The 19,185-nt window shown below is 65.5% G+C and carries 18 protein-coding genes; 10 read left to right on the forward strand and 8 right to left on the reverse strand.

Translation table 11 applies throughout. The features are described from left to right. Positions 1–2 precede the first annotated feature (2 nt). Positions 3–1,445 carry a nitrogen regulation protein NR(I) gene (gene ntrC / locus WN72_RS24680; protein ID WP_027558044.1) on the forward strand — a complete coding sequence of 481 codons (1,443 nt, stop codon included), beginning with the start codon at positions 3–5 and terminating at the stop codon, positions 1,443–1,445. Positions 1,446–1,631: 186 nt separating this feature from the next. Here the strand turns inward: ntrC and WN72_RS24685 are convergent, their stop codons facing one another. Then, on the reverse strand, positions 1,632–1,787 hold the full coding sequence (locus WN72_RS24685) for a hypothetical protein (RefSeq protein WP_156950860.1): 156 nt from the start codon (positions 1,785–1,787) through the stop codon (positions 1,632–1,634). Between the two features lie 165 nt (positions 1,788–1,952). On the opposite strand from WN72_RS24685, the gene WN72_RS24690 reads away from it, so the two are divergent. The 4 genes from WN72_RS24690 (at position 1,953) to hflX (ending at position 7,711) form a co-directional block, all read left to right on the forward strand. Beyond that, entirely contained in the window at positions 1,953–4,343 is a 2,391-nt protein-coding gene (locus WN72_RS24690) for a sensor histidine kinase (protein WP_167380924.1), read from the forward strand. 17 nt (positions 4,344–4,360) lie between these two features. After that, on the forward strand, positions 4,361–5,731 hold the full coding sequence (ntrX, locus tag WN72_RS24695) for a nitrogen assimilation response regulator NtrX (RefSeq protein ID WP_027558046.1): 1,371 nt from the start codon (positions 4,361–4,363) through the stop codon (positions 5,729–5,731). Between the two features lie 337 nt (positions 5,732–6,068). Further along, the gene (gene hfq, locus WN72_RS24700) at positions 6,069–6,317 is read left to right on the forward strand and encodes an RNA chaperone Hfq (RefSeq protein WP_007591126.1); all 249 of its coding nucleotides are present in this window, start codon (positions 6,069–6,071) and stop codon (positions 6,315–6,317) included. A gap of 11 nt (positions 6,318–6,328) precedes the next feature. After that, positions 6,329–7,711 (forward strand): GTPase HflX, encoded by a 1,383-nt coding sequence (gene hflX / locus WN72_RS24705; protein WP_167380925.1) that lies wholly within the window; start codon positions 6,329–6,331, stop codon positions 7,709–7,711. 128 nt (positions 7,712–7,839) lie between these two features. Here hflX and WN72_RS24710 read toward each other — a convergent pair whose 3' ends face one another. After that, entirely contained in the window at positions 7,840–8,868 is a 1,029-nt protein-coding gene (locus WN72_RS24710; protein WP_092217249.1) for a DUF2278 family protein, read from the reverse strand. Between the two features lie 165 nt (positions 8,869–9,033). Next, positions 9,034–9,882, reverse strand: a complete 849-nt coding sequence (mazG, locus tag WN72_RS24715; RefSeq protein ID WP_027558049.1) for a nucleoside triphosphate pyrophosphohydrolase — start codon at positions 9,880–9,882, stop codon at positions 9,034–9,036. Between the two features lie 126 nt (positions 9,883–10,008). Here mazG and queC point away from each other — a divergent pair, with 126 nt between their 5' ends. Further along, positions 10,009–10,722 carry a 7-cyano-7-deazaguanine synthase QueC gene (queC, locus tag WN72_RS24720; RefSeq protein ID WP_027558050.1) on the forward strand — a complete coding sequence of 238 codons (714 nt, stop codon included), beginning with the start codon at positions 10,009–10,011 and terminating at the stop codon, positions 10,720–10,722. A 159-nt stretch (positions 10,723–10,881) separates the two neighbouring features. On the opposite strand, the gene WN72_RS24725 is transcribed toward queC, so the two are convergent. From WN72_RS24725 to nthA, 3 genes are read right to left on the reverse strand one after another with little or no spacing between them, the layout of a single operon-like run. Then, positions 10,882–11,262 (reverse strand): nitrile hydratase accessory protein, encoded by a 381-nt coding sequence (locus tag WN72_RS24725; RefSeq protein ID WP_167380926.1) that lies wholly within the window; start codon positions 11,260–11,262, stop codon positions 10,882–10,884. After that, entirely contained in the window at positions 11,262–11,921 is a 660-nt protein-coding gene (gene nthB, locus WN72_RS24730) for a nitrile hydratase subunit beta (protein WP_027558052.1), read from the reverse strand. Before nthB ends, WN72_RS24725 begins: the two co-directional genes overlap by 1 nt. Then, complete coding sequence (nthA, locus tag WN72_RS24735) at positions 11,918–12,553, reverse strand: nitrile hydratase subunit alpha (protein WP_027558053.1); 636 nt, start codon at positions 12,551–12,553, stop codon at positions 11,918–11,920. Before nthA ends, nthB begins: the two co-directional genes overlap by 4 nt. Before the next feature lie 119 nt (positions 12,554–12,672). Here nthA and WN72_RS24740 point away from each other — a divergent pair, with 119 nt between their 5' ends. The 4 genes from WN72_RS24740 to WN72_RS24755 all read left to right on the forward strand — a co-directional run bounded on the left by WN72_RS24740 (position 12,673) and on the right by WN72_RS24755 (position 17,096). Further along, the gene (locus WN72_RS24740; protein ID WP_027558054.1) at positions 12,673–13,479 is read left to right on the forward strand and encodes an enoyl-CoA hydratase/isomerase family protein; all 807 of its coding nucleotides are present in this window, start codon (positions 12,673–12,675) and stop codon (positions 13,477–13,479) included. A gap of 112 nt (positions 13,480–13,591) precedes the next feature. Further along, positions 13,592–15,061, forward strand: a complete 1,470-nt coding sequence (locus tag WN72_RS24745; protein WP_092217251.1) for a DASS family sodium-coupled anion symporter — start codon at positions 13,592–13,594, stop codon at positions 15,059–15,061. A 243-nt stretch (positions 15,062–15,304) separates the two neighbouring features. After that, positions 15,305–16,441: a methionine ABC transporter ATP-binding protein gene (locus WN72_RS24750; RefSeq protein WP_194482924.1), complete on the forward strand. Its 1,137-nt coding sequence runs from the start codon at positions 15,305–15,307 to the stop codon at positions 16,439–16,441. After that, positions 16,431–17,096, forward strand: a complete 666-nt coding sequence (locus tag WN72_RS24755; protein WP_027558057.1) for a methionine ABC transporter permease — start codon at positions 16,431–16,433, stop codon at positions 17,094–17,096. The genes WN72_RS24750 and WN72_RS24755 overlap by 11 nt, the downstream gene beginning before the upstream one ends. 24 nt (positions 17,097–17,120) lie before the next feature. Here the strand turns inward: WN72_RS24755 and WN72_RS24760 are convergent, their stop codons facing one another. Together WN72_RS24760 and WN72_RS24765 are read right to left on the reverse strand one after the other, a co-directional pair. Then, entirely contained in the window at positions 17,121–17,513 is a 393-nt protein-coding gene (locus WN72_RS24760) for a cupin domain-containing protein (RefSeq protein ID WP_092217252.1), read from the reverse strand. Positions 17,514–17,695: 182 nt separating this feature from the next. Beyond that, a complete protein-coding gene (locus tag WN72_RS24765; protein ID WP_027558059.1) occupies positions 17,696–19,147 on the reverse strand; it encodes an aldehyde dehydrogenase in 1,452 nt (483 codons plus the stop codon). Positions 19,148–19,185: the final 38 nt, after the last annotated feature.

The raw sequence follows: 19,185 nt of genomic DNA on the forward strand, positions 1-19,185 counted from the left end.
CGATGCCCGCAGGTAGCATTCTCGTTGCTGATGACGACACCGCCATCCGCACGGTTCTCAATCAGGCACTTTCCCGCGCCGGCTATGAAGTCAGGCTCACCGGCAACGCGGCAACGCTGTGGCGCTGGGTCAGCCAGGGGGAGGGCGATCTCGTCATCACCGACGTGGTGATGCCGGATGAAAACGCCTTCGACCTGTTGCCGCGGATCAAGAAGATGCGGCCCAATCTGCCGGTCATCGTCATGAGCGCGCAAAACACGTTCATGACGGCGATCCGCGCCTCCGAGCGCGGCGCCTATGAATATCTGCCAAAGCCCTTCGACCTGAAGGAGCTCATCGCCATCGTCGGCCGCGCGCTGGCCGAACCGAAGGAGCGGGTCTCGACGCCGGACGAGGACGCCGAGATGGAGGCGATCCCGCTGGTCGGCCGCTCCCCGGCGATGCAGGAAATCTACCGCGTGCTGGCGCGGCTGATGCAGACCGATCTCACCGTGATGATCACCGGCGAATCCGGCACCGGCAAGGAGCTGGTGGCGCGCGCGCTGCACGATTACGGCAAGCGCCGCAACGGTCCGTTCGTCGCGGTCAACATGGCCGCGATCCCGCGCGACCTCATCGAGTCCGAGCTGTTCGGCCACGAGCGCGGCGCCTTCACCGGTGCCAACACCCGCGCCTCCGGCCGCTTCGAGCAGGCCGAGGGCGGCACGCTGTTCCTCGACGAGATCGGCGACATGCCGATGGAGGCGCAGACCCGATTGCTGCGTGTGCTGCAGCAGGGCGAATACACCACCGTTGGCGGCCGCACGCCGATCAAGACCGACGTGCGGATCGTCGCGGCCTCCAACAAGGATCTGCGCGTCCTGATCCAGCAGGGGCTGTTCCGCGAAGATCTGTTCTTCCGCCTCAACGTCGTGCCGCTGCGGCTGCCGCCCTTGCGCGAGCGCATCGAGGACCTGCCGGACCTCGTGCGGCACTTCTTCACGCTGGCCGAAAAAGATGGCCTGCCGCCGAAGAAGCTCGACGCCCTGGCGCTGGAGCGGCTGAAGCAGCACCGCTGGCCCGGCAACGTGCGCGAGCTCGAAAACCTCGCCCGGCGTCTCGCCGCGCTCTATCCGCAGGACGTCATCACCGCCTCCGTCATCGACGGCGAGCTCGCGCCGCCCGCAGTCAGTCCGGGTGCGGCGGTCCAGCAGGGCGTCGACAATCTCGGCGGCGCGGTGGAGGCGTATCTCTCCTCGCACTTCCAGGGCTTTCCGAACGGCATGCCGCCGCCGGGCCTCTATCACCGCATTCTCAAGGAGATCGAGGTCCCGCTGCTCACGGCTGCGCTCGCCGCGACCCGCGGCAACCAGATCCGCGCCGCGGACCTGCTCGGCCTCAACCGCAACACGCTGCGCAAGAAGATCCGGGATCTCGATATCCAGGTCTACCGCAGCGGGGGCTAGTCTTCGCGACAAACGCTAGAGGCGTTTGCGCGGAGGTGGCTCAGCTCCCCCTACCAGAGCGGAGCTGAGCCTGTCCGGATCGCGTTGGCCGTTGTGGCTGACGCGGTGAGCAGAAGTCCGGACCGGGCTGGAATGTTCCTCAGGAACATTCGAATAGTCATGCGACCGCTGAGCGCAGTGTCGGCGCTATCTGATCAAGCGCGCCACGACCGGCTGCATGTTGGCCATCTGCGCCGTCTGGTCCTGTCTGCTCGGGCCATTGACCAGCAGGTCGGAAGCTACGATCAGCAGCAGTACGGCCGAAACCATCATTGCGAGAAAGAACCTGTCCATGCCGGTCAAGCCGGAAGGGCGGCAATCCGTTCCGGCCGGCCGGACATAGGCCTGTGGATGCGCCGGTCCGCCGCGGGACAGACGCCGCGGAATTGTCGCAATTCGGCAACAATGTGGTACGAATACATCAGTATCCGCCCGCCGCGGACCCTCGTTTTCAGCACCATTGCCGGAATGACCAGCGCAGATACCTCGGCCGCACACTTCGACACGGCCCCACCGGAAGAGCCGCGCCGTTGGTCGGTGCGGCGCTGGCTGGCTCCGCTGGCCGTGGCCATGGCGCTGCTGTCGGCGCTCCTGACGTTCCTGGTCCTGACTGGCCTGACCCAGATCGAGCCGACGCCGGAGGTGGTCCGCTCGTTCTACCTGATCAACGCCGCCACCATCCTGCTCCTCGTCGGCATCATCGTTCGGGAACTCTGGCAGCTGATCCTGGCCCGCCGCCGCGGACGGGCGGCGGCGCGCCTTCATGTCCAGATCGTCAGCCTGTTCTCGATCGTGGCCGTGCTGCCGGCGGTGCTGGTCGCCGTCGTCGCCAACGTCACCATCGAGCGCGGTCTCGACCGGCTGTTCTCGGGTCCAACCAAGGAAGTGATCCAGAATTCGCTGACGATCGCGCGGGCCTACATGCAGGACCACGCGCAACTGATCCGCGGCGACATTCTCGGCATGGCCAACGACATCGCCCATGCGAGGCCGCTCTATGACCAGGATCGCCGCTCGTTCCGCGAGCTGCTGACCGCGAGCGCCGGCTCCCGCAATCTGCCGGGCGCGATGATCATCGACAAGAACACCAACATCCTGGAATCCGCCGACACCGGCATGCGGCTGGCCTATTCGCCGCCGGCGCCGGACTTCCTCAGCAACGTCAACGAATCCGAGCCCGAGATCGCGGTACTACCGGATGCGAGCTTCGTCGCGGCGGTGATCCGCCTGCGCGCCTTCAACGACACCTTCCTCTACGTCGCGCGGCCGCTCGACCCCAACGTGGTCGCCCAGCTCAAGCAGACCGAGGTCAGCGTCGCCGAATACGCCCAGATCGAGTCGCGGCGGCTCGGCATCCAGGTCGCCTTTGCGCTGATGTTCGCGGTGATCGCGCTGACGATTCTGATGGCCTCGGTGCTGATCGGCCTCAACTTCGCCAACTCGCTGGTCTCGCCGATCCGGCGGCTGATGAACGCGGCCCACACCGTCTCGACCGGCGATCTGCATGTCCAGGTGCCCGTGCACCAGTCCGAGGGCGATCTCGCGCAGCTGGGCGAGACCTTCAACAAGATGACGCAGGAATTGCGCAGCCAGCGCGACGAGCTCGTCAACGCCAGTGATCTCATCGACAGCCGCCGCCGCTTCATCGAGGCCGTGCTGTCCTCGGCGAGCGCCGGCATCATCGGCGTCGATACCTCGGGCAGCGTCGGCATCCTCAACCGCTCCGCCGAGAAGCTGATCGGGCACTCCGAAGCGGAGACGCTCGGCCATCCGCTGTCCGACGTGCTGCCCGAGCTCGACGAGATGATGAAGACGGCGCGAGAAGGGACTCAGCGCTTGGTACAGGGCCAGATCACGATCACCCGCGACGGCACCGAGCGCAATCTGTCGGTCCGCGTCAGCGCCGAGAAGAACCAGCCGCACGACAGCTACATCATTACGCTCGACGACATCACCGAGCTGGTCTCGGCGCAGCGCACCTCGGCCTGGGGCGACGTGGCGCGCCGCATCGCCCACGAGATCAAGAACCCGCTGACGCCGATCCAGCTCTCGGCCGAGCGCATCCGCCGCAAGTTCGGCAAGACCATCACCGAGGACAAGGACAAGCAGATCTTCGACCAGTGCACCGACACCATCGTGCGCCAGGTCGACGACATCAGGCGCATGGTCGACGAGTTCTCGCGCTTTGCGCGGATGCCGAAGCCGGTGATGGAAGGCGAGGACGTCGCCGACACCGTGCGGCAGGCCGTGTTCCTGATGAAGGTCGCCCATCCCGAGCTCGATATCGAGGCCGAGTTCAAGGAAGACCCGCTGCGCGCCCAGTTCGACCGGCGGCTGATCTCGCAGGCGGTCACCAATATCGTCAAGAACGCCACCGAGGCGATCGAGCAGGTCCCGCCCGAGGAGCTCGGCAAGGACGGCGGCAAGGGGCGTATCGACGTCGTGGTCTCGCGCGAAGGCACGGACGTGCTGATCGACGTCATCGACAACGGCATCGGCCTGCCCAAGGTCGCGCGCTCGCGGCTGCTTGAACCCTACGTGACCACGCGCGCCAAGGGCACCGGGCTTGGCCTTGCCATCGTCGGCCGCGTGCTGGAGGACCATGGCGGGCGCATCGAATTGAAGGACGCCTCCGACTTCCGCGAGGGCCAGCGTGGCGCCTGGATGCGCCTGCGCTTTGCGATCTCCGGCCAGCCCGCGAAGTCCGAGGTAGCCGATGCAGCACCGCCGGCCAAGGACGCGGCCAGCGCCGCTGTCAAGGACCAGGCGCAAGAAACAAAACGACCGTCGGCCGAAACCAAAGAGCCGGCAGAAAAGACCAATGATTCAACGAAAATCGAAGCCTCAACAGGCAGCTGAGAAGACAGGCGCGACCCATGGCTAGTGAAATTCTGATTGTCGATGATGAGGCCGATATTCGGGATCTCGTTGCGGGCATTCTCGAAGACGAGGGCTTTGTCACAAGGACTGCACGCGACAGCGATACGGCACTCGCCGAGATCGCCAACCGCAGGCCGCATCTGGTGTTTCTCGACATCTGGCTGCAGGGCTCCAAGCTCGACGGCTTGCAGCTGCTGGAGCAGGTCAAGAAGGACAATGCCGATCTGCCGGTCGTGATGATTTCCGGCCACGGCAACATCGAGACCGCGGTCGCCGCGATCAAGCGCGGCGCCTACGACTTCATCGAGAAGCCGTTCAAGGCCGACCGGCTGATCCTGGTCGCAACCCGAGCGTTGGAAAACTCGCGGCTCAAGCGCGAGGTCAAGGAGCTGAAGCAGCTGGCGCCGAGCGCAAGCCAGCTCGTCGGCCGCTCGCCGAGCATGAACCAGCTGCGCCAGACCATCGAGCGCGCGGCCAAGGCCAATAGCCGCATCCTGATCGTCGGCCCCGCCGGTGCCGGCAAGGAGCTGACCGCGCGCACGCTGCACACGGCTTCGGGCCGCGCCGACGGCCCCTTCGTCGTCATCAACGCCGCCGCGATCACGCCCGAGCGCATGGAGCACGAGCTGTTCGGCGTCGAGCAGTCCAATGGCGAGCAGCCGCGCAAGCCCGGCGCGCTGGAAGAGGCGCATGGCGGCACGCTGTTCATCGACGAGATCGCGGACATGCCGCGCGAGACCCAGAACAAGATCCTGCGCGTCCTGGTCGAGCAGTCGTTCCAGCGCGTCGGCGGCACCGCCAAGGTGCAGGTCGACGTGCGCATCATCTCCTCGACTGCACGCAATCTCGAGGAGGAGATCGCGGCCGGCCATTTCCGCGAGGACCTCTATCATCGCCTCTCGGTGGTGCCGATCCGCGTGCCCGCGCTGTCGGAGCGGCGCGAGGACATCCCGGAATTGATCGACTATTTCATGGAGCAGATCTCGGCCGGCAGTGGCCTGCCCAAGCGGCAGATCGGGCAGGACGCGATGGCGGTTCTGCAATCGCATGTCTGGCCCGGCAATGTGCGCCAGCTCCGCAACAACGTTGAGAGGGTCATGATTCTGGCAGCGGGCGGCCCGGAGGTGATCATCACCGCCGACATGCTACCGCAGGACGTCGGCTCGATGGTGCCGGCGATGCCGACCAGCAACAATGGCGAGCACATCATGGGCCTGCCGCTGCGCGAGGCGCGCGAAGTGTTCGAGCGCGACTATTTGATTGCACAGATCAGCCGTTTTTCAGGAAATATTTCTCGTACGGCCGAGTTCGTTGGCATGGAACGGTCGGCCTTGCACCGGAAGTTGAAGGCGCTCGGGGTCGGGTGACGATGCGGGATACTGGTCAGCATACAGAGGACGCGTCAAAAGCGGGAATCCAGAGCCTCCGTACAGTTACCGTCGGAAATGGCTCTGGCGCCGCGACGTTGCGGCCACACCTTTAGGGATTGGCGAGGAAAATCATCTATTTCCGTAGTTTTTCGGAGAAAACGGACGTGGTCTGCCGTGTGAAGCGGCTTGCCTAATAACCCGTCCTGCCCTCTAATCGAACTGCTGTTCCTCCGAGGGGGATCTCATGAGGAGCGGCAACCGGATGAGACCCCATATTTTGAAAAGCGGGGCGCAACCGGCGCAATAAAAAGAAACTCAAAGCGAGAAAAAAACAATGGCGGCAGACCGCGCACAAAACCTACAGGACACCTTCCTTAATCACGTTCGCAAAACCAAGACGCCACTGACGATCTTTCTGGTCAACGGAGTGAAGCTCCAGGGCATCGTGACCTGGTTCGACAATTTCTGTTTGCTGCTTCGGCGCGACGGTCATTCGCAGCTCGTCTACAAGCATGCGATCTCGACCATCATGCCGGGCGCTCCGATCCAGTTGTTCGAAGGCGGCGAGGATCAGCCGGCTTGAGAGTGATCTGATTGGAACCCCGGAATTTCGACGGGGATGCCGACCGTCCGCGGTCGGCTGGGGCTAAGCAGACGGGGCGGGTGCTTGTCATCGGCCCCTACTTGCGAGCGCGCGCGGGAAGTGCCGACGCGCAATCGGAGAGCCATGTTCAGCGTGACGCCGAGGCCCGGCTCGACGAAGCCGCTGGCCTCGCGCGCGCGATCGACCTCGTCATTGCCGACGCCATCATCGCGCCGATCAGCCAGATCCGGCCCGCGACCTATATCGGCAAGGGCAAGGTCGAGGAGATCGCCGCGCTGGCCAAGAGCCTCGACGTCGAGCTCGTGGTGATGGATTGCGCGCTGGCGCCGATCCAGCAGCGCAATCTCGAAAAGGAATTGCACGCCAAGGTGCTCGACCGCACCGGCCTCATCCTCGAAATCTTCGGCCGCCGCGCCAAGACCAAGGAGGGCTCGCTCCAGGTCGAGCTGGCGCATCTCAACTACCAGCGTTCGCGCCTGGTGCGGTCCTGGACCCATCTGGAGCGCCAGCGCGGCGGTTTCGGATTCATGGGCGGTCCCGGCGAGACCCAGATCGAGGCCGACCGCCGCCTGATCCAGGAGCGCATCACCAAGCTCGAGGGCGAGCTGAAGAAGGTGCAGGCGACGCGGCGGCTGCATCGCGCCGGCCGCCAGCGCGTGCCGTACCGCGTGGTCGCGCTGGTCGGCTACACCAACGCCGGCAAGTCGACGCTGTTCAACCGCCTGACCCGCGCCGACGTGCAGGCGGCCGACATGCTGTTCGCAACGCTCGACCCGACCTTGCGCGCGCTCAACCTGCCGCATGGCGGCAAGGCGATGCTGTCCGACACCGTCGGCTTCATCTCGAACCTGCCGACGCAGCTGGTCGCCGCCTTCCGCGCCACGCTGGAGGAGGTGCTGGAGGCCGACGTCATCCTGCACGTCCGTGACATCTCGCATGAGGACGCCGAGGCCCAGCAGAGCGACGTCGACGCCGTGCTGCGCCAGCTCGGCATCAACCCCGATGACTCTGGCCGCATCATCGAGGTCTGGAACAAGATCGATCGTTACGATCCCGAGCAGCGCGAAGAGCTCTTGAACATCGCCGCGCGCAGGCCGGAGGATCATCCGGCGATGCTGGTCTCCGCCGTGTCGGGCGAGGGGATCGACGCACTGCTCGCCGCGATCGAAGAGCGGTTAGCGGCCAAGCGCACCACGCTCGATCTCTCCATCGACGCCGCCGACGGCGCCGGCATCAGCTGGCTGCATCGCAATTCCGAGGTGCTGGCGAAAGAGCTGCACGACGGCCGCTTCGACATGACCGTGCGGGTCGACGAGACCAAGCGGGATATCGTGGTGAACAGGTTCGACGCCGTGCCGCGTCTGTCGGCGTAATCCAGCCCCACTTTGTAGCCCGGATGGAGCGAAGCGAAATCCGGGATGTCACAACGCGGCGCGCCCCGGATTGCGCTTCGCTCCATCCGGGCTACGGACTTTCTGCGTAAGCCTTGTGACTCAGGACACTAGAACGGAATGGTCAGGCCCGGAGTTTTCGCTTGCGCCCTGGTATAGGCGACGCCGTGGATCTTGATCCCATGATCGTCCAGCAGCGAAATGATGCCGCCTTGGTTCGACAGTTCCATCGGCTTCTGAACGACAACGGCCAGCGTGCCGCCGGCCGCGATCGTCCCTGACAGCACCATCTTGTTCTTCTGCTTGTCGGCCAGCATCCAGCCGGTGAGATCGATGTCGCGATCGGCCGTGTTGAGCAGCGTCACGACTTCCCGCTCGGGCGTCTTCACAGCGTTGACGAGTGCCGCAATGATGCGCACGAGGCCGTCGGGCATCTGCCCGGTCGGAGGGATCGTCGGATCCGGCCGCGGTGTCGGCGTGCCGCCGCCGAGATCGATGGGATCACCGGTCTTGTCGTCGGTGTGCCAGGCCTGCGTCTGGAATTTGAGGAAGATCGCGGTCCATAGGTTCTGATCCGGGAATTCGAACACCAGCCCGCCGTCCTGCCACGGTCCGTTGTCGCCGGAGAATTTTCCGCTCGGATTTCCCTGATTCATATGGATGTCGTGAATGCCGCGTCCGGGGCGGAAACCGAAATAATTGTCCGCTTTCGGCTCGGGTCCCCATGTCTCGCCGAACGCGTACATCATCGCGTTTTCGTTCGAGAGAGCACGCTGGACGAACTGGTCGAGTTTCTCGTTGAGGTCATTGTCCGGTCCGGGCAAGGACAGCGGGAGCGGCACCATCTCCTGCGGCTGCATCAGATTTCCACGAATGAAGTCGAGCGCGAGACCGCCCGGTCTCGGCGGTTGCGCGTGCAGTCCCGGCGGCAGCGCCGCGAGCTCGTCGGTGATCGGATGGACAAAGCGCGATCGCACCAGGAACTCGACTTCGCTGCCGTCGGCCGACTGCACATTGACGGCGATGCGGAAATCCGCGTTGTCGGCCACGATATGGACTTGATAGTGCGGCGATTGGCCAGTGCCGAAACGCATCGCGATCGGGCGTCCCTTGAGGACCGAATAGTGCTTCAGTGGCATCGCACTCACCTGGGTTTCGGCTGCGCGGGCTTCGTTATTCAACTTTAGACTGCGGGTCGTGACGGTTTCATGGCTTCATCGTCTCGGCCGCATTCAGGAAAAACTGCTGACCTATCCGGAAATCACGTCAGCCCGCCGATGCCACATCAGGGCAATGCCGTAAGGCTAGCGGCGAGCCTCCTGGCGAGTCTCCGGTTTCTCCACGACCTTCGCTGCATTCCACAGCGCGTCCATCTCTTCCAGCGACGCCTGGTCCAGCGTGCGGCCCTGCGCCTCCAGCGTACGCTCGATGAACGCAAAGCGCCGCTCGAACTTCGCATTGGTCGCGCGCAGTGCGGCTTCCGGATCGGCATCGACGTGACGGGCGAGGTTGACGAGGGCGAACATCAAATCGCCGGTCTCTTCGGCAATCTCCTGCCTGTCGTTGCGGTCGAGCGCGGCCTCGATCTCGTCGGCTTCCTCGCGGATCTTTTGCAGGACCGCGCGCGGGTCGTTCCAGTCGAAGCCGACGGTGGAAGCCTTGCGCTGCAGCTCCATCGCGCGCGTCAGCGCCGGCTGGCCGGCCTTCACGCCGGACAGCAACGATTTGTGCGCGGGCATTTGCTCCGGCGGCCGGCGCGCGGCACGCTCGGCCTTCTCCTCGGCCTTGATGCGGTCCCAGACTTCCTTGACGTGGTGGGAGGCGAGATTGCCGTCCTTGTCGGCGAAGACATGCGGATGGCGCCGGATCATCTTTCGCGTGATGGCCTCAACGACATCACCGAACGCAAAGGCGTTCTGCTCCGACGCCATCTGGGCGTGGAACACGACCTGGAGCAGGAGATCGCCAAGCTCCTCTCTGAGATCGTCGAGATCGCCGCGGGTGATGGCATCGACCACCTCGTAGGCCTCCTCGATCGTGTAGGGCGCGATCGTCGAAAAGTCCTGCTCGAGGTCCCAGGGGCAGCCGGTCACCGGCGTGCGCAGCGCCGCCATGATCTCGATCAGGCGGGAAATGTCGCGGGAAGGGGTCATTGCGGGGCAGTCTCCTGGGTCCAGAGACTTATGCCAAAAGCGGGCCGCCGTTCCCAGCGCGGCGCGGCGGAACGGACCGATTTCCACCGATTGGCGGGCCGCGCCCGCAATGCTAAAGCGCGGGCCATGAGTGACGCATTTTCATCACAAACCGCGCTCGTGCTGTTTTCGGGCGGCCAGGATTCCACCACCTGTCTCGCCTGGGCGCTGAGCCGCTTCGCGCGCGTGGAGACGCTGGGGTTCGAGTATGGCCAGCGCCATGCCATTGAGCTCGCCTGCCGCGACCGTCTGCTCGACGGCATCAAGGGCCTGCGCGAGGACTGGGCTCTAAGGCTCGGCGAGAGCCATACGCTGTCGATCCCGACGCTGGCCGCCGTGTCCGAGACGGCGCTGACGCGCGACGTCGCGATCGCCATGGGCGCCGACGGCCTGCCCAATACGTTCGTGCCCGGCCGCAACCTGGTGTTCCTGACCTTTGCAGCAGCGCTGGCCTATCGGCGCGGTATCACGGACATCGTCGGCGGCATGTGCGAGACCGACTATTCCGGCTATCCCGATTGCCGCGACGACACCATCCGCGCCATGCAGGCCGCACTGTCTCTGGGCATGGCCCGCAAATTCGAGCTGCACACGCCACTGATGTGGATCGACAAGGCCGCGACCTGGAAGCTGGCGCATGATCTCGGTGGCGACGGGCTAGTCGACCTCATCCGCGAGCAGTCCCACACCTGCTATCTCGGCGAACGCGGCGCGCAGCACGACTGGGGCTACGGCTGTGGCGAGTGTCCGGCGTGCAGCCTGCGGGCGAAGGGGTGGCGGGAGTTCGTGGCGGGGCGCTGAGCCCACATTTTCGGTGTCATCACCCGCGAAAGCGGGTGATCCAGTATCCCAGAGGCCGTGTTTGGGCCGAGGGACCGCGGCGTACTGGATTCCCCGCCTTCGCGGGGAATGACAGTGTTGGTTGGAGCAACAGCGTCCGCAACACGACGCGGCGCTAGACTACCCCGCAAAATCCTCGTCCCGCAGCTCGATCGGCTTGCCATGCGGCGTACGATCCGCAGCATGGTCCCAAGCGTAGCGGTAGCGGTGCAGGGTCTCCATCGAGGCGACGCCTTTCCGCGCGACGAGGCCTTCCAGTGTGGCGAGCCAGTGCAAATAATACGTCTCGCCCGTATCAGGATCGCCGGCGGCCTGTGCGCGCTTGATCTCGTCGGCCAGCGCCGCCGCCCATTCGGGCCAAGTGAACACGCCGCGCTCGTGCAGGCTCAAGGCCATCGCGAAGGCATGCGCCTCCCAGGGCGCGCGGAACACCGGGCCGTCGTCATCGCGCGGAATGCTCGGGATGGCCGCCGTCGCGGCCGCGGCAGCCGTGCTGCTCATCAAGCCGGGTCCAGATAGGGCTCGAACGCGTCGATCGAGACCTTCAGCGTCGGATCGCCATCTTCGCCCCAGAGATCGCTGCCTTCGAACACCACGGTGTAGAGCCATTGCGGATTCTCGCCGAGCTCCATCGCCGCCGAGTCCGGAAACACGTGGCAGCCGTGGTTGAGCTCGACGACACCGACATGGCCGCGGACATAGCGCGGCAGCCGTGTGTGCGTGGTCGGATGGATGTTCTTGGCGCGGACGCGATCGCCGATCTTGAATCTTGCCGGCGCCGGAGCAGGGCGGGCAAACTTGCCGCGCACCATCACGCGCTCGACATTGGCGAGATCGAACTTGCCGTGCTTGAGCGCCTTTCCGGGCTGCATGGCGTGGCCGGCCGCGACTTCCTCACGCGTGAGGTAGCCCTTCTCGATCAGCATCTCCTCGAGCCCGAGGAACCATTTCTTGTAGTAGGAGCTCGAGAGATACACATGCGGCGGCAGCGTCTCGCGGTAGAAGCGCGAGGTGTCGATGTTGAAGGCGCCGGCTGCGCCCATCGCGCGCACCATGGCCAGCACGCGCGACTCCCACTCCTCATGAAACATCGGCTCGTTCGGCTCGGGCTCGACCTTGCCGAAGCCGTCCATGCCGCCCATGTCGTGGACGCCGTTCACGACGGCGCTCCAGGCTTGGCCGGAAAGCCGGTGCCGATCATGGAGTCGCGCGTGACGAGCTCGGCGAGCTGTTCCTCGCTCCAGCCTTCGGTGCCTTCGGGGCGCATCGGCAGCACCAGGAAGCGCGTCTCGGCAGTGGAGTCCCAGACACGGAGCTCGATGTCCTTCGGCAGGCTGACACCGAAATCGGCGAGCACGCCGCGCGGATCCTTCACCGCGCGCGAGCGATAGGGCGCGGCCTTGTACCAGACCGGCGGCAGCCCCAGCATTTCCCAGGGGTAGCAGGAGCACAGCGTGCACACGACCATGTTGTGGCGCACGGGCGTGTTCTCGACCACGACGAGATGGTCGCCGACGCGGCTGACATGGCCGAGCGTGCCGATCGCCTTGCTACCGTCCTCCAGCAGCGCCTGCTTGAACGCCGGATCGGTCCAGGCCTTGGCGACGACGCGCGCGCCATTATGCGGGCCAATCTTGGTCTCATAGGCCTGGATGATCGCATCGAGCGCAGCCGGCTCGACATAGCCTTTTTCGGTCAGGATCGTCTCGAGCGCGCGCACGCGCAGCTCGGTCTCGGACAGCTCCGAATGATCGTGATCGTGGTGATGATGATGGTCGTGATCGTGGCTCATGGGACGAAGGATAGGCGCAATGGTCCCCGCCTGTCGAGTATGCGTTGCGGTGCAGCCGGGTCCCATATTCGTGAGGCCCGAGGTAGGCTAGCATCGCCGGAAGCAGACTGGAGGCGCCGGTGACGAATTACGTGAAAATCGAGAAAGGCCTCGGCCCCGAGGGGCGGATCGCGGTCGTGCGATTCGACCGTAGCGACGGCATCAACGCGCTCTCGCCCGAGGCGCTGCGCCAGCTCACCGCGGCCGCACGCAGCTTCGAGGACGATGCTGCGACGTCCGTCGTGGTGCTGACCGGCAGCACGGGCGCCTTCAGTGCGGGCTTCGACCTGAAGGACGCCGAAGGACGCGCACGCAAGGACATGGACCTCGGCACGCTGCGCCGGCACCTCAAGCTCGGGCCGCGCCTGACCCATGCCTGGCAGGAGATGGAGCAGATCACGATCGCGGCGATCGAGGGCTTCTGCGTCGGCGGCGGCGTGGCGCTTGCCGTAGCGCTCGACTTCCGCATCATGGGCCGTGATGCACATCTGCGCGTGCCCGAGATCGGGCTCGGCATGAACATGAGCTGGCAGAGCATCCCGCGCATGCTGCATCTCATGGGCCCGGCCCGTACCAAGCAGGCGGTGATTTTGGCAGATGAGCGCATCAGCGCGGATGAGGCCTATGAATGGGGCCTGGTGGAGCAGGTGGTCGATCCCGGCCATGCGTTCGACGCCGCCATGGAGCTCGCCCGCAAGGTCGCCGCGCAGCCGCCGCTCTCGGTCGCGATGACAAAGCTGACGGTCAACCGGCTCGCGCATGCGCTTGACGACCTCGCCAGCCACATGGACGTCGACCAGTTCGCACTGGCAAGCCTCAGCGAGGACCACAGGGAGGGCGTCGAGGCGTTCCTGACGCGGCGCAAGCCGCGGTTCAAGGGGCGGTAGAACCAAGCCAGGCCATTGCTAGCGTGGCGGACAGTCCGTATACGCCGAACTGGGACAAAAGCAGGCCCGGCCAACGGGCTGCACGATGCAACGACAATCGAGGGGAGGGCCCATGGCCGCTGGTTCGCAGGCGCCTGAGGCAAAAGGGTTTCGCTGGAGGCTGGTCACGCCGCTGGCGGTGTGGCTGGCGATCTATCTGTGGCCGGTGCCGCCAGGGCTCAACGCCAATCAGTGGCATTATTTCGCCGTGTTCGCGGCTGTGATCACCGGGCTCATCCTGGAATCGATGCCGGTCGGCGCAGTCGGCTTCATCGGTCTCACGGTGGCAGGCGTTGCAGGCTATATCGATCCCGATCCCGGCAAGTCGCTGCGCTGGATGCTGGCGGGCTTCGCCGAGAGCACGGTGTGGCTGATCGTCGGCGCCTTCGTATTCTCGATCGGCTATCGCAAGAGCCAGCTCGGCCGGCGCATCGCGCTGGTGCTGGTGCAGAAGCTCGGCCGCAACACGCTGGGCCTCGGCTACGCGGTCGCGATGTCGGACTTCCTGCTCGCGCCGGCGACGCCGTCGAATACCGCGCGCAGCGGCGGCATCGTCTATCCCATCATCAGCAACATCCCGCGCATCTATGGCTCCGAGCCCGGGCCGACCGCCGGCAAGATCGGCACCTATGTGATGTGGACCGCGTTCGCGGCAACCGCGATCACCAGCTCGCTGTTCTTCACCGCGCTCGCGCCCAATGCGGCCGCGCTCGCCATCGCCAGGAAAACCGCCGGGGTCGAGGTGAGCTGGGCGCAGTGGTTCATGGGCTTTGCGCCGCTCGGCCTCCTGCTGATGATCGTGGTGCCGCTGCTCAGCTACGTGGTGTGCCGTCCCGAAGTGAAGCGCAGCCCGGAGATTTCCGAATGGGCGGCGAAGGAGCTCGCCGAGATGGGCCCGATGTCGCGCAACGAATGGATCATGCTGGCGCTGATCGTGCTCGCGATGTTCCTGTGGATCGCAGGCTCGAGCCCCGACATCCACGTTCCCGGGATCGGCTCGAACTTCGTCAACGCCACCACCGTCGTGTTCATCGTGATCTCCCTGATGCTGGTGACGGGCGTGATCGAGTTTGCCGACATCGTCAGCGAGAAGAGCGCCTGGGAGGTGTTTTTCTACTTCACCTCGCTCTTGACGCTCGCCTCGGGGCTCAACGAGATCGGCTTCATCAAATGGTTCGCGACCGAATACGCAAAACCGCTCGCCGGGCTGTCGCCGTCGACCGCAATGCTCCTGCTGGTCGCGCTGTTCTTCTGGATCCACTATTTCTTCTCGAGCATCACCTCGCATGCGGCGGCCGTGCTGCCGGTGGTGCTCGCGGTCGGCTCCGGCATTCCCGGCCTGCCGGTCGTGACGCTCGCCATGCTCTGCATGTATTCGCTCGGCCTGATGGGCGTGATCTCGCCTTATGCGACCGGGCCGGCGCCGATGTATTTCGGCAGCGGCTATATCGGGAAGGGCCAGTTCTGGGGCTTTGGCCTGATCTTCGGGCTGCTCTATTTCGCAGGCCTCCTGCTGATCGTGCTGCCGTGGTTGCAGGTCTGACGAGCCGGGCTGGAGGCCGCAACCTCGGCAGATGGATTTTCTCCTCCGGGGAGGGTTTTGGAAAACTTCCTCCAATTCCCCGCAAATATCTGACATTGCAAGCAGGGGCCGAACGGGCGATGGTGCGTGCTGCGGTGCAGCGCGTTCCATCCCAGCGCTCGCTCGCGGTTCCATTTCTCGTCGCTCGCTGCGACCCGGCTTGCCGCACATCTGAACGGCATGCGGGCAAGCGAATTATTGTGCATGAAGGCCGCTTCCATGAACGTCCACCAATCGCTTGCGATCGGACAACCGATCGCGCCGCCCGAAGCGATTTCATCCGCCACCGAGCCGGACGCGATGGTCCGCTTCGAAGGCATCTCGAAAACCTATCCGGCCTATCGCGGCAAGCCCGGCGTCAACGCGCTGAAGAACATCGATTTCGCGATCCCGCGCGGCTCCATCACCGGCGTGATCGGCCGCTCCGGTGCGGGCAAGTCGAGCCTGGTCCGGCTGATCAACGGGCTGGAGAAGCCGACCACGGGCCGCGTGATCGTGGATGGCCGCGATATCTCCGCGCTTGCCGGCCGCGAGTTGCGGCTGGCGCAGCGCTCCATCGGCATGATCTTCCAGCACTTCAATTTGCTGTCCTCGCGCACGGCGGCCGACAACATCGCGCTGCCGCTCGAGATCGCCGGCTGGGCCAAGGCCGACATCAAGGCCCGCGTCACTGAATTGCTTGCCCTCGTCGGCATCGCCGACAAGCACGACCGTTATCCGTCAGAGCTTTCCGGCGGCCAGAAGCAGCGCGTCGGCATCGCCCGCGCGCTGGCGACGCGGCCGAGCGTGCTCTTGTCGGACGAGGCGACCTCGGCGCTCGATCCGCAGACCACGCGCGCGATCCTCGACCTGCTTGCGAACATCAACCGCGAGCTGGGCGTGACCATCGTGCTGATCACTCACGAGATGTCCGTGGTGCGCCAGCTCGCCAAGGAAGTCGTGGTGCTCGATGCCGGCCATGTCGTCGAGCGCGGCCATGTCGCCGACATCTTCACCCATCCCAAACATCCGATCACGCAGTCCTTCCTGGCCGAGGTGATCGGCGACAGCCTGCCGGTCTCGCTGGCGAGCCGGATCGTGGCTGAGCCGTCTGCCGGCGGGCAGGCTGTGATCCGCGTCCAGGTGCGGGGGGCAGGGGCCGGCGACACGCTGGTGGCGCGGCTTGCGCGCGAACTCGGTCTCGACGTCGCGCTGCTCTCGGCCCGCATCGACGAGATCGGCGGCCAGCATGTGGGCGCGCTGACATTAGGAATTCCCGGCAGCGAGGACGCGGTGACGCGGACGCTCGCCTGGCTCTCTCAACACCAATTCGCAGCGGAGCGTCTCGGCTATGTCGCCTGAACTCCTCAACCTGATCCTCCAGGCCACCTTCGAAAGCCTGTACATGGTCGGCATCGCGGCGCTGCTCGGCACCGTCTTCGGCCTGCCACTTGGCGTGTTTCTCGCGACCAGCCGGAAAGGCGAGCTGTTCGCCGCCCCGCTCGTCAACCGCGTGCTGGGCATCATCGTCAATGCGACGCGCTCGACGCCCTTCATCATCCTGGTCGTCGCCATCATCCCGTTCACACGCCTCGTTGCCGGCACCTCGATCGGCTCAACCGCGGCGATCGTGCCGCTGACGATCGCATCCGCGCCGTTCATCGCGCGCCTCGTGGAAGGCGCGATCCGCGAGGTCGACGGCGGCCTGATCGAGACCGCAGCCTCGTTCGGCGCATCGCCGCTGCAGATCGTGTTCAAGGTGCTGATCCCCGAAGCGCTGCCGGGCCTGCTGCTGGCGCTGACCCTGGCTGTGGTCAGCCTGCTCGGCTACTCCGCCATGGTCGGCGCGGTCGGCGGCGGCGGACTTGGCGATCTCGGCATCCGCTACGGCTACCAGCGCTTCATGCCGGAGATGATGCTCGCCGTCGTCGTTGTGCTGATCGCGTTGGTGCAGCTCGTGCAGAGCGCGGGCGATTATCTCGCGCGCCGGGTCAACCGCCGGCTGCGGCATCGCTGACGCGTTCGATTATCGGGCCGACTGCTAGACCGCGGGCGGATAGTAGAGAAACTCGATCATCAGGCAGCCATCGCGGGTGAAGAACGGCCCATGCTCGACATGGGCCGGCCGCACGGCATAGGTGCCGGCCTCCAGCAGCTGCGTCTCCTCCGACACAGTGCCGATCGACAGCGTGCCCGAAACCAGAAACACCTCCTCACACCAATCGTGCGAGACCGGATGCTCCACGGACGCGCCCGCCGCCCAGCGCGACAGCCGCGTCACCGCGCCCGTCTTGTTCGGATGATCGAAGCGGCCGGACAGGATATTCTCCTCGACACCGACATAGCCGGGGACGGCGCGCCAGCCATCCGCGGCCAGCGCGTTGAAAAACTCCCGGTGGTCCTTCATGAACCGACCGAAGCCGGGCTCCGCCATTCCATACCTCCCAAGCTGACTCGGGATCGAGTCTATAGCAGGGGGGCGGCGTTTCCCATCCGATCCCCCTCAGAACGCAGCGCAGTCGCATATGAGGTTCGCGGCAGTCTCCACATCGTCATGGCCGGGCTTGTCCCGGGCATGACGACCTCTTGTGAATGATCAGATGCGATCACCCACGCTCAGAACGGATAGTGCCTTGGCCCGGTCTGCACGGTGATCCAGCGCAGCTCGGTGAACTCGTCGATCGCGGCCTTGCCGCCGAAGCGGCCGTAGCCTGAGGCCTTGGTGCCGCCGAACGGCATCTGCGGCTCGTCATGCACGGTCGGCGCGTTGACGTGGCAGATGCCGGCCTCGATCCGCTTGGCAACGCCGAGGGCGCGCGCGATATCGCGGCCGAACACGGCGGAGGAGAGTCCATATTCGGTGTCGTTGGCGACGCGCACGGCCTCGTCGACACCACTGACACGAACCACGGTTACGACCGGGCCAAAGCTCTCCTCGCCATAGATGCGCATCGCCGGCGTGACGTGGTCGACGATCGTGGCCGGCATGATGGTGCCGCTGCCGTGGCCGCCCGCCGCGAGCACGGCTCCCTTGGCGACGGCATCGTCGATCAGACCCCTGACGCGGTCGCAGGCCGCGCCGCTGACCAGCGATCCCAGCACGACATTGCCCTTGCGGGGATCACCGAAGGGAAGGCCCTTCGCCTTGGCGGCGAATTTTTCGATGAAGGCGTCGGCAACCTTGTCATCCACCACGATCCGCTCCGTCGACATGCAGATCTGGCCCTGGTTCATGAAGGCGCCGAAGGCAGCCGCATTCACGGCGGCGTCGAGATCGGCGTCGTCGAGGATGACGAGCGGCGCCTTGCCGCCGAGCTCCAGCAGCGCGCGCTTGAGGTGTTTTGCGCAGGCCAGCGCAATGAGGCGGCCGACCCGGGTCGAGCCGGTGAAGTTGACGCGGCGAATGGCGGGATGGGCGATCAGCGCCTCGACCACGGCCTGTGCATCCTCGGGAGCATTGGTCACGACGTTGACGACGCCATCGCCGAGGCCAGCTTCCGTCAGGCAGCTTCCGATCAGTCGGTGCACGCCCGGGCTCATCTCGGAGGCTTTCAGCACCACCGTGTTGCCGCAGGCCAGCGGCATCGCAACCGAGCGCACGCCCAGGATCACCGGCGCGTTCCACGGCGCGATGCCGAGCACGACACCGACCGGCTGGCGGAACGCCATGGCGAGATTGTCGGGCTTGTCGGTCGGAATGACCTCGCCGGAAATCTGCGTGGTCATGGCGGCGGCTTCACGCAGCATGCCTTCGGCAAGATGCACGTTGAAGCCAGCCCAGCCGGCCGTGGCGCCGGTCTCGGCGACCATCAGCGCAGTGAACTCCGGCGCGCGGCGCGCGAGGATGTCGGCGGCGGCGCTGAGCCGCTTGCGGCGCTCGGACGGGCCGAGCTGCGACCAGGCCGGAAAGGCGGCGGCCGCTGCGTCGGCAGCGCGCATCGCATCGTCGATCGAGGCCGCGGCGACGATGGTCGCCACCTCACCGGAGATCGGGTTGTGGCGCTGGAAGGTGCGCTGGTTGCTGGCCGACTGGTCCTTGCCGCCGATGAGAAGGTCGATGGCGTTCATGGGGCTCTCCTTGGAATGCGAGGGGGACGTTGGTGGAG

Origin of the sequence: Bradyrhizobium arachidis, assembly GCF_015291705.1 — a bacterium.
Lineage (GTDB): Bacteria > Pseudomonadota > Alphaproteobacteria > Rhizobiales > Xanthobacteraceae > Bradyrhizobium > Bradyrhizobium arachidis.